Source organism: Franzmannia pantelleriensis (assembly GCF_900102875.1).
In the GTDB taxonomy this organism is placed as follows: domain Bacteria; phylum Pseudomonadota; class Gammaproteobacteria; order Pseudomonadales; family Halomonadaceae; genus Franzmannia; species Franzmannia pantelleriensis.
This window is the reverse complement of sequence record NZ_FNGH01000003.1, coordinates 222792-237760: the sequence shown is the minus strand read 5'-3', so window position 1 is coordinate 237760 and position 14969 is coordinate 222792. Positions and strand designations below refer to the sequence as shown.

Annotated in this window: 15 protein-coding genes; 12 read left to right on the top strand and 3 right to left on the bottom strand. The window is 63.6% G+C overall.

Annotation, left to right across the window (positions count from 1 at the left end; translation table 11 throughout):
- Positions 1-81 precede the first annotated feature (81 nt).
- Entirely contained in the window at positions 82-1290 is a 1209-nt protein-coding gene (locus BLT16_RS05370; RefSeq protein WP_422717917.1) for a TauD/TfdA family dioxygenase, read from the top strand.
- A 78-nt stretch (positions 1291-1368) separates the two neighbouring features.
- Positions 1369-2310 (top strand): ABC transporter substrate-binding protein, encoded by a 942-nt coding sequence (locus tag BLT16_RS05365; RefSeq protein ID WP_089657497.1) that lies wholly within the window; start codon positions 1369-1371, stop codon positions 2308-2310.
- A gap of 80 nt (positions 2311-2390) precedes the next feature.
- Here BLT16_RS05365 and betC read toward each other — a convergent pair whose 3' ends face one another.
- Positions 2391-3905: a choline-sulfatase gene (betC, locus tag BLT16_RS05360; RefSeq protein ID WP_089657496.1), complete on the bottom strand. Its 1515-nt coding sequence runs from the start codon at positions 3903-3905 to the stop codon at positions 2391-2393.
- A 146-nt stretch (positions 3906-4051) separates the two neighbouring features.
- Positions 4052-4984, bottom strand: coding sequence for a LysR family transcriptional regulator (locus tag BLT16_RS05355; RefSeq protein ID WP_089657495.1), 933 nt, complete (start codon positions 4982-4984; stop codon positions 4052-4054).
- Between the two features lie 98 nt (positions 4985-5082).
- On the opposite strand from BLT16_RS05355, the gene BLT16_RS05350 reads away from it, so the two are divergent.
- From BLT16_RS05350 to BLT16_RS05335, 4 genes are all read left to right on the top strand, one after another.
- Positions 5083-5967 (top strand): alpha/beta fold hydrolase, encoded by an 885-nt coding sequence (locus BLT16_RS05350; protein ID WP_089657494.1) that lies wholly within the window; start codon positions 5083-5085, stop codon positions 5965-5967.
- A gap of 15 nt (positions 5968-5982) precedes the next feature.
- Positions 5983-7053, top strand: coding sequence for a tartrate dehydrogenase (locus BLT16_RS05345; protein WP_089657493.1), 1071 nt, complete (start codon positions 5983-5985; stop codon positions 7051-7053).
- A 136-nt stretch (positions 7054-7189) separates the two neighbouring features.
- The gene (locus BLT16_RS05340) at positions 7190-8584 is read left to right on the top strand and encodes an FAD-dependent oxidoreductase (protein ID WP_089657492.1); all 1395 of its coding nucleotides are present in this window, start codon (positions 7190-7192) and stop codon (positions 8582-8584) included.
- A 12-nt stretch (positions 8585-8596) separates the two neighbouring features.
- The gene (locus BLT16_RS05335; protein ID WP_089657491.1) at positions 8597-8947 is read left to right on the top strand and encodes a hypothetical protein; all 351 of its coding nucleotides are present in this window, start codon (positions 8597-8599) and stop codon (positions 8945-8947) included.
- A 109-nt stretch (positions 8948-9056) separates the two neighbouring features.
- Here the strand turns inward: BLT16_RS05335 and wrbA are convergent, their stop codons facing one another.
- Positions 9057-9656 carry an NAD(P)H:quinone oxidoreductase gene (gene wrbA / locus BLT16_RS05330; RefSeq protein WP_089657490.1) on the bottom strand — a complete coding sequence of 200 codons (600 nt, stop codon included), beginning with the start codon at positions 9654-9656 and terminating at the stop codon, positions 9057-9059.
- A gap of 171 nt (positions 9657-9827) precedes the next feature.
- Between wrbA and BLT16_RS05325 the strand changes: the two genes are divergently transcribed.
- The 6 genes from BLT16_RS05325 to BLT16_RS05300 all read left to right on the top strand — a co-directional run bounded on the left by BLT16_RS05325 (position 9828) and on the right by BLT16_RS05300 (position 14876).
- Complete coding sequence (locus tag BLT16_RS05325; RefSeq protein ID WP_089657489.1) at positions 9828-10388, top strand: lipocalin family protein; 561 nt, start codon at positions 9828-9830, stop codon at positions 10386-10388.
- A gap of 128 nt (positions 10389-10516) precedes the next feature.
- Positions 10517-11545 carry a succinylglutamate desuccinylase gene (locus tag BLT16_RS05320; RefSeq protein ID WP_089657488.1) on the top strand — a complete coding sequence of 343 codons (1029 nt, stop codon included), beginning with the start codon at positions 10517-10519 and terminating at the stop codon, positions 11543-11545.
- A gap of 214 nt (positions 11546-11759) precedes the next feature.
- Positions 11760-12530, top strand: a complete 771-nt coding sequence (locus BLT16_RS05315; protein ID WP_089657487.1) for an ABC transporter ATP-binding protein — start codon at positions 11760-11762, stop codon at positions 12528-12530.
- A 16-nt stretch (positions 12531-12546) separates the two neighbouring features.
- Complete coding sequence (locus BLT16_RS05310) at positions 12547-13248, top strand: ABC transporter permease (protein ID WP_089657486.1); 702 nt, start codon at positions 12547-12549, stop codon at positions 13246-13248.
- A gap of 1 nt (position 13249) precedes the next feature.
- Positions 13250-13972 carry an ABC transporter permease gene (locus tag BLT16_RS05305; protein ID WP_089657485.1) on the top strand — a complete coding sequence of 241 codons (723 nt, stop codon included), beginning with the start codon at positions 13250-13252 and terminating at the stop codon, positions 13970-13972.
- A gap of 133 nt (positions 13973-14105) precedes the next feature.
- A complete protein-coding gene (locus tag BLT16_RS05300) occupies positions 14106-14876 on the top strand; it encodes a transporter substrate-binding domain-containing protein (protein WP_089657484.1) in 771 nt (256 codons plus the stop codon).
- Positions 14877-14969: the final 93 nt, after the last annotated feature.

Below are 14969 nucleotides of genomic sequence, written 5' to 3'. Positions count from 1 at the left end.
TTAATCGTTTGTCACTGCTGTGGCGAGCCACCATCCTGTTTGGCGTCATCCACGCCTGAACAGAGGACAGCCAGCATTACGATGAACAGCACCGTCTCTCATCCCGATAACAGCACCACGCGCCTCTACACCGAATCGCCGAGCGACGCCGCCACGCCGGACATGGCCGAGCTGATGCCCTACCCAGCCACCCCACGGCTGCGTGAGGTGAACGCGCACAGCGAAGGTGTCGAGCTGAGCTGGGAAGATGACGAGCGGGCTCGCTTTCCACTGATCTGGCTGCGCGATCACTGCGCCTGCGGCGCCTGCCGTCACCCTCAAACCCGCGAACGTCTGGTGTTGCCTCTCGATGACGTGACCGAGCCTCCCGAGGCGAGCCTCGAGGACGGCCACCTGTGGTTGCGCTGGGCCGACGGCCACCTTAGCCACTTTGCCGCCGGCTGGCTCTACCAACGCCGCCCCGAGGCGCCGGCCGAGAGTGCACTGCCCCTGCGCCAAGCCTGGCGCGAGGCGTTCACTCCAACCCGAGTCGCCCACGCCGACGTCTTCTCGCCCCATGGTGAAGCCGCCTGGCTCGAGGCGCTGCTGCGCGACGGCCTGGTGCTGCTGGAGGATGGGCCCCTGGCCGATGAGGAAGTCAGCCGGATTGCCGAGCGCATCGGCCCCCAGCGCCCCACCAACTTCGGCGCCCGCTTCGATGTGCGCTCCAAGCCCAACCCTAACAACGCCGCCTATACGGCCATCGGCCTGGCGCTGCACACCGACCTGCCCAACTGGCGCCAACCGCCGGACATCCAGCTGCTCTACTGCCTGCAGAACGAAGCCGAGGGCGGTGAATCGCTGTTCGCCGACGGCATTCAGGTCGCCGAAGCGCTGCGTCAACAGGCCCCCGAGCACTTCCGTCTGCTCAGCGAGCTGGCTATCGATTTCCGCTTCCAGGACGACACCCAGGACATCGCCGTGCGTGCGCCGATCATCGAGTGCGACGCCAGTGGCCAGGTGGTGGAGATCCGTTTCAACAACTGGATTCGCGACACCCTGCGTCTCCCCGCCGAGCAGATGGCGGACTGGTACCGGGCCTATCGTCACTTCTGGACACTGCTCCACTCGCCGCGCTACCAGCTCGACTTCGCGCTGGCGCCGGGGGAGATGGTGGCCTTCGACAACCGCCGCGTACTGCACGGGCGCCGCGCCTTCGACCCCAACACCGGTGCCCGGCACCTGCAGGGCACCTACCTCGACCGCGACATGCTCGAATCGCGGCTGCGCGTCCTGGCGCGCCACCACTGACGCCACTCACCTGTGATGCCGCTGGCACGTCCCCATGAGCCCGCGGCATCGACCCATCATCACAATAGGAGACACTCCATGACGGCACCCCTGACCTCTTCGCGTGCACTACTTGCCGGCAGTTTGCTGGCCGGCCTGGCACTACCGACGCAAGCCGACGACGCGACCCTCGACTTCGGCGTTCCGGCCTGGCCCGGCATCACCGTCAAGACCGAGATCGCCGAACAGCTGCTGGCCCCACTGGGCTATCAGACACGCACCCACGAGCTGGGCCTGCAAGTGGTCTATCAGGGCATGGACAGCGGTGACATCGATGTCTTCCTGGGGGGCTGGATGCCCGCGCAGCGTGACATGTTCGATCCACGCGAGGCCGACGACCGACTGCGTGCCGTGGCCAACAACGTCGACGGCGCACAGATGACCCTGGCGGTCCCCGAGTACCTCTACGAGCAGGGCATCCAGAGCTTCGCCGACCTCGACGCCAACCGTGAGCAGTTCGACGGCCAGATCCACGGCTTCGGTGCGGGCTCGGCCGCCAGCGAGATCCTCGAGGCAGCGATCGCCGACGATGTCTGGGGCCTCGGCGACTGGCGTCTGGTCGACACCAGCGAAGTGGGCATGCTCAGCGCTGCGCGCGATGCCATATCCCGCGAGGAGGCGATCGTTTGGGTCGGCTGGACGCCGCACTGGATGAACCTCGAACTGCCAATGCGCTATCTCGACGACCCGCAAGACCTGTTCGGCGAGAACAACGGCGAAAGCGATGTACTGACCATACTTCGCAGCGACTTCGCCGAGGCCAACCCCGAGCTGGTCAGCTTCTTCGAGGCCTTCACCTTCAGCGCCGAGGAGCAGAGCTGGATGATCCAGGAGTACGGCCAGCAGGAGCGCGACCTCGACGAGGTGGCCGCCGAGTGGATCCGCGATAACGTCGAGCGCGTCGAAGCGATGCTCGCCGACGTCAATGACCGCGACGGCGAACCGGCCTGGCCTCAGGTGCAAGCCGCGCTCGATCTGTAATCGCGCGGTTGGGCTGACCGATCGGCGCTTGGCGCCGATCGGTCGTCCACGTCACGCCCTCCCTGGCAAGCGACACTCTGCTACTCACCGCGTGGAAAGCGCTGCGACGCCTCGACCTGATTGAGGTCCATGTGGTTGCGCATATAGCGTTGCGACGCATCCTGTAGCGGCTGATGATCCCAGGGGTAGAAGTGGCCATTGCGCAGGGCCTCATAGACGACGAGGCGCTGGGCCTGACTCTCGCGCACGTCGGCATCGAAGCGCTGCATGTCCCAACGCTCATGCACCTTGGCGGTGAACGTGGCCAGCTCTTGCGCATAGTCCGGCACTTCGGCCAGGTTGCGCGTCTCACCGGGATCGGCGTCCAGGTCGAACAGCTGGGGCGGATCGAGCTCGCAGTAGTTGAACTTCCATTTGCCTTCGCGAATGGTCACCAGCGGTGCATACGACCCCTCGGCAGCATATTCCAGATAGACCGGCGCCTCGCGCTCCCCGCCATTGGCTAGCGTCAGCAACGACTGGCCATCGGTCCAGGGCGCGACCTCGGACAGGTCGATCTCCACCAGATCGGCCAGGGTGGCATTGACGTCGATGATCGACACCGGCGTGTCTACCGAGCGAGACGCCAGACCAGGAGCAGCGATCATCAAGGGTACTCGCGAGGAGCCTTCGAAGGGGCTCATCTTGAACCACAGCCCCTTCTCGCCAAGCATGTCGCCGTGATCCGAGGTCACCACGATGATGGTGTTGTCGGCCATGCGAGTGCGTTCCAGCACGTCGAGGATCGAGCCGACTTTTTCGTCGATATAGGAGATATTGGCGAAATAGCCCCGCCGCGCCCGCCGCACGTCCTCGGGCTGGATATCGAAACGTGTGTAATCATTGGCTTCGAAGATTCGCTGCGAGTGCGGGTCCAATGCGTCGAACGCCACGGCGCCCTGCGTCGGCTCGAGATTGTCACAGTCCGCGTAGAGATCCCAGAACTTGCGCCGTGCCACATAGGGGTCGTGGGGATGGGTAAAGCTGACGCACAGCGCCCAGGGCCGATCGTCATGCCCCCGCGACAGGTCAAATAGCTTCTGTTCGGCATGGAAGGCGACTTCGTCGTCATACTCCATCTGATTGGAGATCTCGGCGACGCCGGCCCCGGTGACCGACCCCAGGTTGTGGTACCACCAGTCGATACGCTCACCCGGCTTGCGGTAGTCCGGCGTCCAGCCGAAGTCGGCAGGATATACATCCGTGGTCAGCCGCGATTCGAAACCGTGGAGCTGGTCAGGACCGACGAAGTGCATCTTGCCCGACAGGCAGGTCGCATAGCCGGCGCGACGTAAGTGATGCGCCCAGGTAGGGATCGACGAGCGGAATTCGGCAGCGTTGTCGTAAACCCCGGTGCGCGAAGGCAGCTGCCCCGACATGAAGGCGGCACGTCCCGGAGCACACAGGTAACTCGGCGTATAGGCGTTGTTGAAATTAACGCTACGTTCGGCCAGCTTCTTGAGATTGGGCGCGTGCAGGAAATCGGCGGGGCCGTTCTCGAAAAGCGTGCCATTCAACTGATCGGCCATCAGCACCAGTACGTTGGGTCGTGTCATGCTGTCCTCGCGCGTTGTCGGTATTTGAGCCTCCAGATTGCGCGCGAGCTCAAGGCAGGCACAAACGATTTATTTGATGCCTATGACCAAGACAAGCTAACTCTAGCCCCCTTTCTGCTATTGCATGAGCTGATACAAACCACTCCCTATTCATTCAGCACCGGCACTCGGCCGGCCATGCCGGTCTCGAGATGGTCGATAAAGGCACGGATCCGCGCCGGCACATGACGGCGTTGTTCATAGACCGCATAGAAGTCCGCGCGCACCCCACGCCACTCGGACAGTAGCGGCACCAGCGCCCCGCTGGCCAGGTGATCGTGGACATCCCACCATGAGCGCAGCATCACGCCGTGGCCGTCGAGGGCCAGCCGCGTGACCACCTCACCGTCGTTGCTGGCCAACCGACCGCTCACCTTCACCGACTGCACGACCTGTGGATCGTCGTCGCGCTCGAAGCGCCACACTGGAAAATCGCTGTCGTTCTCGCGAATCACCAGACAGGCGTGGCGATTAAGGTCGTGCGGCGCGGCCAATGGCGGCATGACGTCGAGGTAGGCCGGTGCCGCACACAGCACGCGACGATTGGCGAGAATGCGCCGTGCCACCAAACGCGAATCCGGTGGCTCGCCGACGCGAATGCCGATATCGAAGCCATGGTCACCGAGATTGAGGGGGAAATTGGTCAACTCCAGCCAGCCGTCCAGCCGCGCATGCTCGGCGCAGAAGGCCGAGAGCAGCGGCGCTACGTGGCGACGCCCGAAGCCGAAGGTGGCATTGACCCTCAGCCGACCGGAAAGCTGGCCCCGGTCGCTGCCACCACGCGCCTCCTGCAGCCCCCCTTCCAGGGCCACCAGCTCGTCGAGAATCAACGACCCGCGGGACAGATAGAGTTCGCCCTCGGCAGTCAACGTCAGGCGCCGCGTGGTGCGATGGGCGAGCGGCACGCCGAGCCGCGCCTCGAGCTGCTTGAGACGCTTGCTAACCGCCGACAGCGACAGCCCCAGCTCACGTGCGGTAGCGGTGAGGCTCCCGGCACGAGCCAGATGCTGAAAGAACGCCAAATCGTCCATCTGAGACACGCTATTCTCCACCAAAATTCAATAATGCATTGAATTTTACCCTGATTATCGAACACGCAATAGGAACTAGACTAGGCTCAGGAAACAGGAGGCACACCATGTTCCAAGGCTTTCGCCACCTCGACATAACCCTGGGCGCCAACAGGATCCACGCCAGGGTGGGCGGTAGCGGACCCGCCCTGCTGCTGCTACATGGCCACCCCCAGAACCATGTCATCTGGCACCGCGTCGCCGAGCAGCTGGCCGCTCACTTCACGGTGGTGGCCAGCGACCTGCGCGGCTACGGAGACTCCTCCAAGCCGGCCGGCGAGCCCGACCATGCCAACTACAGCAAGCGTGCCATGGCCGCCGACCAGGTCGCGGTGATGCACGAACTGGGCTTCGAGCGCTTCTATGTGTGCGGCCACGACCGCGGTGGGCGAGTCGCCCACCGCATGGCGATGGATCATCCCGATGCGGTGAAGAAGTTGATGCTGCTCGATATCGCACCGACCCTGGCCATGTACGAGCAGACCGATCGCACCTTTGCCACGGCCTACTTCCACTGGTTCTTCCTGATTCAGCCCGCGCCACTGCCGGAGACGTTAATCGAGGCTTCGCCGGCCGACTACATCACCCGCACCATGGGCGGCCGCCACGCCAGCCTCGCGGCCTTCGACCCGGCAGTCATCGCCGACTACCAGCGCTGCCTGGCCCAGCCCGGCGCTGCTCACGCTCTATGCGAGGACTACCGTGCCTCGAACACCATCGACCTGGAGCACGACCGTGCCGACCGCGAAGCTGGCAGGCGAATTAGCTGCCCGGTCAGCGTGCTATGGGGCCAACACGGCGTGATCGAGCGCTGCTTCGACCCCCTGGCGGAGTGGCGCGCGGTGGCCGATATGGTCGAGGGCGAAGCCCTGCCGTGCGGACACTACATTCCCGAGGAGGCGCCGGCGGCTCTGCTCGAACACCTCTTGCGTTTCATGACGACCCACCACTGACCCAAGGACTCGACCATGACCCATCGTATTGCGGTAATTCCTGGCGACGGCATCGGCACCGAAGTGATGCCCGAAGGCCTGCGCGCCCTCGAGGCCGCCGCCAAGCGCTTCGGCATCGACCTGGAGCTGACCCACTTCGATTTTGCCTGCTGCGACTACTACGCCAAGCACGGCCAGATGATGCCCGACGACTGGTTCGACCAGCTCAAGGACTTCGATGCCATCTTCTACGGCGCAGTGGGCTGGCCCGACACGGTGCCCGACCACGTCTCGCTGTGGGGTTCGCTGCTGCAGTTCCGCCGCCAGTTCGACCAGTACATTAACCTGCGCCCCTGTAAGCTGCTGCCCGGCATCAAGAGTCCGCTGGCCGACCGCCAGCCCGGCGACATCGACTTCTACGTGGTCCGCGAGAACACCGAGGGCGAATACTCCAGCGTCGGCGGCAAGATGTTCGAGGGCACCGAGCGCGAAGTGGTGATCCAGGAAACGGTGATGACCCGCCACGGCACCGACCGCGTACTCAAGTTCGCCTTCGATCTGGCTCAGAGCCGGCCTAGAAAAAAGCTTACCTCGGCGACCAAGTCCAACGGCATCGCCATCACCATGCCGTGGTGGGATGAGCGGGTCGTGGCCATGTCGGGCCACTACCCCGAGGTCAGCGTCGACAAGTTCCATATCGACATCCTGACCGCCAATTTCGTCATGCACCCTGACTGGTTCGACGTAGTGGTGGCCAGCAACCTGTTCGGCGACATCCTCTCCGACCTCGGCCCCGCCTGCACCGGCACCATCGGCGTGGCACCCTCGGCCAACATCAACCCCGAGGGCAGCTTCCCGAGCTTGTTCGAGCCGGTCCACGGCAGCGCCCCGGATATCGCCGGCAAGGGCATCGCCAACCCCATCGGCCAGATCTGGTCGGGTGCCATGATGCTCGAGCATCTCGGCCACAAAGAGGCCGCCGACGCCATCGTCACCGCCTTCGAAGCGGTGCTGGCAGACGCCGACCCGGCCGTGCTGACCCCGGACGTTCGCGGCCAGGGCAGTACCGAGACTCTGGGGAGGGCTATTGCAGAGCGCATCAGCTAACTATTAGGCGCAACAGGATAGTTGACCTGCGTCAACATAACGCGCAATACAGCAGGCGGCGGCGGCGAAAAGGCAATAGGTTATAAGAATATAACCGAAATTCTCTGGTTAACACCCCGCTGGAGACCCGCCGCCCATGCCTCGACACAACTCCGACCTATCACGCCTGGATCGACGCCAGTTCCTCAAGTGGAGCGCAAGCGCCGGCGCCGCAGGCCTACTCTACTCTACTGGCCTTCGCGCCAGGCCACTCTCCACTAACGCGCGCGTCGTCATCCTCGGCGGTGGCGCCGCAGGCATGGCGATGGCCAATCGCTTGTCACGCCGCCTCGACGGTGCGCGGATTTCGCTCGTTGAACCCCGCGAAATTCACCACTACCAGCCAGGCTGGACCCTGGTTGCCTCCGGGGTCTGGCACCCCGACAAGACCGTCCGGCCGAATGCCCGTTTCGTGCCAGCCGGCGTCTTCTGGGTTCGCCAGCCTGCCGCCGGCATCGATGCAGCCAATCGCCGGGTCGAACTGGAGGATGGATCATCACTCGACTATGACTACCTGATCGTGGCAACCGGGCTACAGCTCAACTACCACTTGATCGACGGGATGTCACCCGAGCTGGTCGGCACCCAGGGTATTGGCAGCGTCTATGCCAGCCTCGAGGGTGCCACTCGCACCCGCGATGCCATCGACGCGTGGATTGCTCAGGGCAGCGGCAAAGGCATCTTTACGGCGGCCCCCACACCGGTGAAGTGTGCCGGCGCCCCGCTCAAGATGACGTTCACCACGCTGTCCCGTTTGGAGAACAGCGGCCACCGCGATGACTTCCAGATCGAGTTCATGGCCCCCGGCGCGGCGCTATTCAGCCAGCCTTGGGTCAACGACTTCGTCAAGCAGCGCTTCGACGACCAGGGTGTCACCCGACGCCACCACTACCGGCTCTCCGCCATCGACCCCGGCGCCCGTCAGGCAGAATTCGTTTTCGTCGGTCCCGACAGTGAGTTCACCTCCCACCATCAGCTACGCGAGGCGGAATTCTCAGAGGAGGGCCAACGCAAGGTGATCGCCGACTACGACTTCATCCACGTGGTGCCCCCCATGAGCGCACCGGATTTCGTCAAGGAGAGCGACCTGATCGCACAGGCTGGCCCATTTCGCGGCGAGTGGCTGGATGTCGACATCCATACCCTGCAGCACAACCGCTACTCAGAAGTGTTCGGCATCGGCGACGTGATCGGCGCACCGATCAACAAGACCGCCGCCAGCGTCAAAGCCCAGGCCCCTGTGGTGGAGGACAACCTGCTGGCCCAGATGCAGAACCAGCCATTGCCGGCACGCCACAATGGCTATACGTCCTGTCCGATGATTACCGGCATTGGCAAGGCGATGTTGGTGGAGTTCGGCTACGACAACGACCTGGCGTTTCTGCCCTCCTTCCCGTTTATCGACCCACGCGACGAATCCTGGGTGGCCTGGACGATGAAGGATCGCATGCTGCAGCCAGCCTACTACGCCGTGCTGGAAGGCCAGGCCTGAGGAAACCAGACGATGACGATTCAAGGTGCACTGACCATTCTGATCTACGCGCTGGCCCCTTTCCTGTGGCTTATCGTTGCCGGGATAGCACTGCTGGCGACCATCCAACTGGTCGCTCGCCTACGCGGCTACCGTACCTTCGGCTATCGTTGCCTGGCTGCCAACCTGGCGGCACTGGCGGTGGGCCTCGCCGGGCTGTGGTGGATACCCGTCTTCACCAACTCGCAACTTGCCTACGTGGTCACCGTCTTCGACTGGGTAGCGCTAATCGGGGCAGTGATTGGCCTGGCCATCCCCGCCTGGCTGATACTCCATCCGCTCAGCTACCTGCTGCGAGGGCGTCGGTTAGCAGCGCCCCCTTGATGTTCATCGCCACCCAGTCACTAAACGACGATGCCCCTGCCAGCGCGAGCTGACAGGGGCATGTTTGCCGCAGCGACTCGAGGCCGCCACGGGGTTGAGTTAGGCTTGATCAGCTCGCCAGCTTGGCGGCGATGCCGGCCACGTGCTCACCCTGGAAGCGGGCGATCTTCAACTCGCGCTCGTCGGGCTGGCGCGAGCCGTCGCCGCCGGCGATAGTGGCGGCACCGTAGGGCGTTCCGCCGCTGACCTTGGAAATATCGAACTGCTCCTCGAGACCGTAGCCGATCGGCACGATCACCATGCCGTGGTGAGCCAAGGTGGTCCAGGTCGAGGTGATGGTCATCTCGTCGCCGCCGCCAGTACCGGTCGAGGTAAACACGCTGGCCACCTTGCCACGCAGCGCGCCCTTGGCCCATAGACCGCCGGTCTGGTCGAAGAAGGTACGCATCTGACCGGCCATGTTGCCAAAGCGGGTCGGCGTGCCGACGATAATAGCGTCGTAGTCGGCCAGCTCATTCGGCGCAGCTTCGGGGGTATCGTTATCCTGTTGACCACCGGCATTGGCAAATGCCTCGGCGCTCATGGTTTCCGGCACGCGCTTGACGGTCACTTCCACACCCGCCACTTGGGCAGCGCCTTCGGCCACGGCCTTGGCCATGGTGTCGATATGCCCATACATGGAGTAGTAAAGCACCAGTACCTTGGTCATTGCATGAACCTCACTGCATTGGTTGATGTATGCGGTATACGATAGCGTAGCCGTGAATGAGAAAAAGCGAATGATTTCGACCGCTCAGTGCGATTTTATCGACGCGTCCCAGCGCGAGACCGCCGCTTGAGCGACGCTCCCATCAGCTCAGGTACCACCAGAAGGAACCCCATGCCAAGCATTAAGCCGTTCATCGACCGCCGCGGGCATTGGCTCGTGGCCACTACCGCCTCGGCACTGCTGCTGGTTGGCTGCACCGGCATCCCCAGCGGTACCCAACCGGTCACCGGTTTCGAGCTCGAGCGCTATCTGGGGAAGTGGTACGAGATCGCCCGCCTCGATCACTCCTTCGAGCGTGGCCTTGACTGCGTCACCGCCGACTACTCGCTGCGCGACGACGACGGCGTGCGCGTCATCAACCGCGGCTACAACTTCGAGGAGCAGGCGTGGGACGAGGCCGAAGGGCGCGCCTACTTTGTCGATGACGAGGACGTGGGACGACTCAAGGTGAGCTTCTTCGGCCCCTTCTTCGGTGGTTACAACATCCTCGAACTCGACGACGACTACCAGTACGCCCTGGTAGCCGGCCCCAACCGCGACTACCTGTGGATACTCGCCCGGGACCCCGAGCTCGATGACGCCACCTACCAGCAGCTGCGCGATACCGCCGAGCGCCTCGACTTTGCCGTCGATGAACTGATCGACGTGGAACACGGCGAGGCCTGCCCTTAGCGCTGATCCAGGCCAGTGTTTTCATTCTGGCACCCGGGTTTTTCACCAGCTCGACGTGAGTGCTTGCCGCACCAGTCAGTGACTTGGAAGGTGGACGCCAATTCGGTCACACCACAAGGGATCACGGCATGCTGAGCGACTGGCTCGACTTGACCCTGGACGGCAACGCCAGTGCCCGCCTTAGCGGGCACTTGGCCAGCGGCAGCTATCACTGCCACGGCCCCGGTATCCTGGAGCTCTTGCCGGACAGCGGCCCCATTGAGGCGCCCGCCTGCGTGATTTCCGCGGGTATCCACGGCAACGAGACCGCTCCCATCGAGCTGGTCGGCGAGCTGCTGGCACGCCTCGAAGCAGGCCAGCTGTCGCTCGGCGCGCCGCTGCTGATCCTGCTCGGCAATATTCCGGCGATCCGCCGGTCTCAGCGCTTCATCGGCACCAACCTCAATCGGCTGTTTCAGCGCGACCTGAGCGATGCCGGTGACGAGCCCGAACGGGCGCGGACGCTGATGGCAAGCGTCGACGCCTTCTACCAGCGTCACGCCGGCCGGCCGCGACTGCACTACGATCTGCACACCGCGATCCGCGACAGCCGCTACCCACGTTTCGTCGTCGAGCCGTTCGCCGATGCCACCACCGAGCACGCTCAATGGCAATGGCTCGCGGCAGCGGATATGCAGGCGGTATTGCATCAGCATCAGCACAGCTGGACCTTCTCGCACTACTCGAAGCACTATCATGGCGCCCAGGCATTCACGCTCGAGCTGGGTCGGGTCGCGCCTTTCGGTGCTAACGATATGGCCGCGCTGCGCCCTCTGCGCACCATGCTCGAAGCGCTACTGGAAGGCCGCGAGCCATTACGCAGCGACCCCAGGGACATGGCCTTTTTCCGCGTCGAGCAGGAGCTGATGCGACATGCAGACGATTTCTGCCTGTGCTTCGCTGACGACGTGGCCAACTTCACAGAGTTCACACCCGGTACCCGCCTGGCCCGTGACGCCGTTGCCGGCGACTGCGTGGTCGGTGAGCATCCGCTGGCGGTGGTTTTCCCCAACGCCGAGGTCGAACTCGGTGCCCGCGCAGCGCTGCTGGTCAAAGCCAGCGAGGCACCGCCAGGCGACACCGCCAGCCAGAAAATACGCGCGACAACGCAGCCCTAAGCAAGACGATTTTCCACATTACAACAACAGTTTGGAGATTTACGATGCCCACTTGCCCGACACCCCTAGACCAACGTCTAATCAAGCGCTCCGAGATCGGCCCTGTCCACGCTGCGCTGGCCTGTTAGAATCGCCCCCTTTTCGCGCCAGCCACGCTTACGCACCCCACTCTGAATCAGGGCCCGCCCTCAGCCCATGTACTGGAGCTTATGTCATGGCCGCAACGCCAATGCCCCTCGAAGCGCGCAATATCAAGAAGCGATTCGGCGATACCGAGGTACTCAAAGGTCTGTCGCTGCAGGCCCACAAGGGTGACGTCATCACCTTGATCGGCGCCTCCGGCTCCGGCAAGAGTACCTTCCTGCGCTGCATGAACCTGCTCGAGCAGCCCGATGAGGGCGACCTGCTGATGCACGGCGAAGAGATCCGCTTCAAGCAGACCCGACGCGGCCGCGAGCCGGCCGACTGGAAGCAGGTGGTGCGCATGCGCGCCAAACTGTCGATGGTGTTCCAGGGCTTCAACCTGTGGGCACATATGACGCTGCTCGAGAACATCATCGAAGCCCCCGTCCATGTGCTCGGCAAGCCCAAGAAAGAAGCCATCGAGCAGGCCCATGCGCTGCTCGAGCGGGTCGGCCTGAGCGCCCGAGCCAACGCCTACCCGGCACAAATGTCGGGCGGCCAGCAGCAGCGCGGGGCGATCGCCCGGGCGCTGGCCATGGACCCCGAAGTAATGCTGTTCGACGAGCCCACCTCGGCGCTCGACCCGGAGCTTGTCGGCGACGTGCTCAAGGTAATGCGCGACCTCGCCGCCGAAGGCCGCACCATGGTGGTAGTCACCCATGAGATGAGCTTCGCCCGGGATGTCTCCAGCCAGGTGATCTATCTGCACCAAGGGCTGATCGAAGAAGCCGGCCCGCCCAAGGACGTGCTGACCAATCCCAGCTCGCCGCGCCTGCAGCAATTCCTGGCGCCCAAGTACTGACCGCGGGAGACTCACCATGCTTGACCTGCAAGGCTACGGCCCGCGACTGATCGAAGGCGCCGGGGTCACCATTCAGCTGGCACTGCTGTCGCTGATCCTGGCCATCGTACTGGGGCTACTCACCGCCAGTGCCAAGATGTCGCGCAGCTGGCTGCTGCACAAGATCGCCACCCTCTACACCACGGTGATCCGCGGCGTGCCCGATCTGGTGCTCATGATGCTGCTGTTCTTTGGCGGACAGATGGCCCTCAACGTGGCCACCGACGCCCTTTACGATCGCTTCGGGGTGGACTGGTACGTCAATCTCAACGCCTTCGCCGCCGGAGTGCTGACCATCGGCTTCATCTTCGGCGCCTACATGGGCGAGACCTTCCGCGGCGCCTTTCTGGCCGTCGATGAAGGCCAGATCGAGGCCGGCCGCGCCTACGGTATGAGCGACTGGCTGGTCTTTCGACGCATCCGTTTTCCGCTGATGATGCGCCACGCCCTGCCGGGACTCTCCAACAACTGGATGGTACTGCTCAAGACCACCGCGCTGGTCTCGGTGATCGGCCTCTCTGACATGGTGCGGGTGGCCGCCGAGGCGTCCCGTGCCACCCATGAGCCGTTCGTGTTCCTGATCCCGGTGGCATTGATCTATCTGGCCATTGCCAGCGTCTCTGAGTGGATCTTCGCGCGGCTGCAGAAGCGTTACAACGTCGGCTTCGGAGGGCACTGACATGGAACTCATGACCTGGTTCACCGAGCTGCTCGAAGGCAACCTGATCTTCACGCCTCAGACCCTGAGCTACTACTGGGATGGCCTGGTGACGACCACCCAGCTGGTGTTCCTGTCGCTGCTCGCCGGGCTGGTGCTGGCAGTGCCGCTGGCCATCGGCCGCAGCTCGCGCCACCGCTGGATCAGCCTGCCGATCTACGCCTACACCTATGTGTTCCGCGGCACCCCGCTGCTGATCCAGCTCTACATCATCTACTACGGCGTGGTGTTCGTGGACGGCATCCAGGAGTCTATTTTCTGGCCGCTACTGCGCGAGGCCTTCTACCCGGCGCTGATCGCCTTCACTCTCAATACTGCAGCCTATACCACTGAGATCTTTCGCGGTGCCATCAAGGCCACCGCCCGCGGCGAGATCGAGGCGGCCCGCGCCTATGGCATGTCCCAGTCGCTGATGATGCGCCGCATCATCCTGCCCAGTGCCTTTCGCCGGGCGCTACCGGCCTACGGCAACGAGGTGATTTTCATGCTCCACGCCAGCGCGATTGCCAGCGTCGTCACGCTGATGGACCTCACCGGCGCGGCACGCTTCGTGTATGCGCGCTTCTACGCGCCCTTCGAAGCGTTTCTGTTCGTGGCGGCGATCTACCTGTGCCTGACCTTTGCCATCCTGTATTTTTTCCGCTTCCTCGAGAAGCGGCTGCTGGCGCACCTCAAGCCGGCATGACGCCAGCCGTCAAACGAGCGTTGGGAAATTGGCCAGACAAGGTCTCTTTCCCCCTTCCGGCCAGTCGCGAGCTGCGCTAATGTGGCCGAGTTCTCACCTTCGGGTGACACCGACAACAACAGGGAAATGCACCATGAAAAAACTGTTCACTATCTCGATTCTCGGCGCCGCTCTGGTGGCCGGTACCGCCCAGGCCCGCGACTATGATCACGTGCGCTTCGGCGTCGACGTGCCCTACGAGCCGATGGAGTATCGCACGCCGGACGGCGAGCTGACCGGCTTCGATATCGACCTGGGTAACGCCCTGTGCGAGGAGATCGGCATCACCTGCGAGTGGATCGTGCAGGAGTGGGACGGCATCATCCCCGGCCTGATGTCGCGCAACTATGACGCCATCATGTCGTCGATGACCATCAACGATGAGCGCCGCCAGACGGTGCTGTTCTCCGACCCCTACTTCACGCCGCCATCGGCCTGGTTCGCGCCGGCAGATAGCGAGCTTGAGGACGCCACCGAAGCCAGCCTCGACGGCAAGACCATCGGCGTGCAGCGCGGCACCTTGCAGGACAACTACGCCACCGACATGTTCGGCAGCGTGGCCAGCGTCAGCCGCTACTCCACCGCCGACGACATGGTGCTGGACATGCAGGCCGGCCGCCTGGATATCGTGTTCCTCGACTACCCGGTCGGCAAATCGACCCTGCTCGACAGCGAGAGCCGCGACTACAAGGTGGTCGGCGAGATGATCACCGAGCCCAAGGAGTACTTCGGCGACGGCTTCGGCATTGCCTTCCGTCAGCGTGACGAAGCCCTCGCCGAGCGCTTCAACGAGGCCCTGGCGACGCTGCAAGACGACGGTACCTACGACGAGATCTACGAGCGCTATTTCGGCGACGACGAGTAATCCCGTCCTGCGCTCCCGGCCATGCCGGGAGCGTCCCCTCCTGCATTTACCACGGCTCCTGTCACAGGCAGGATCGCTGATGCTCCCCTGTAT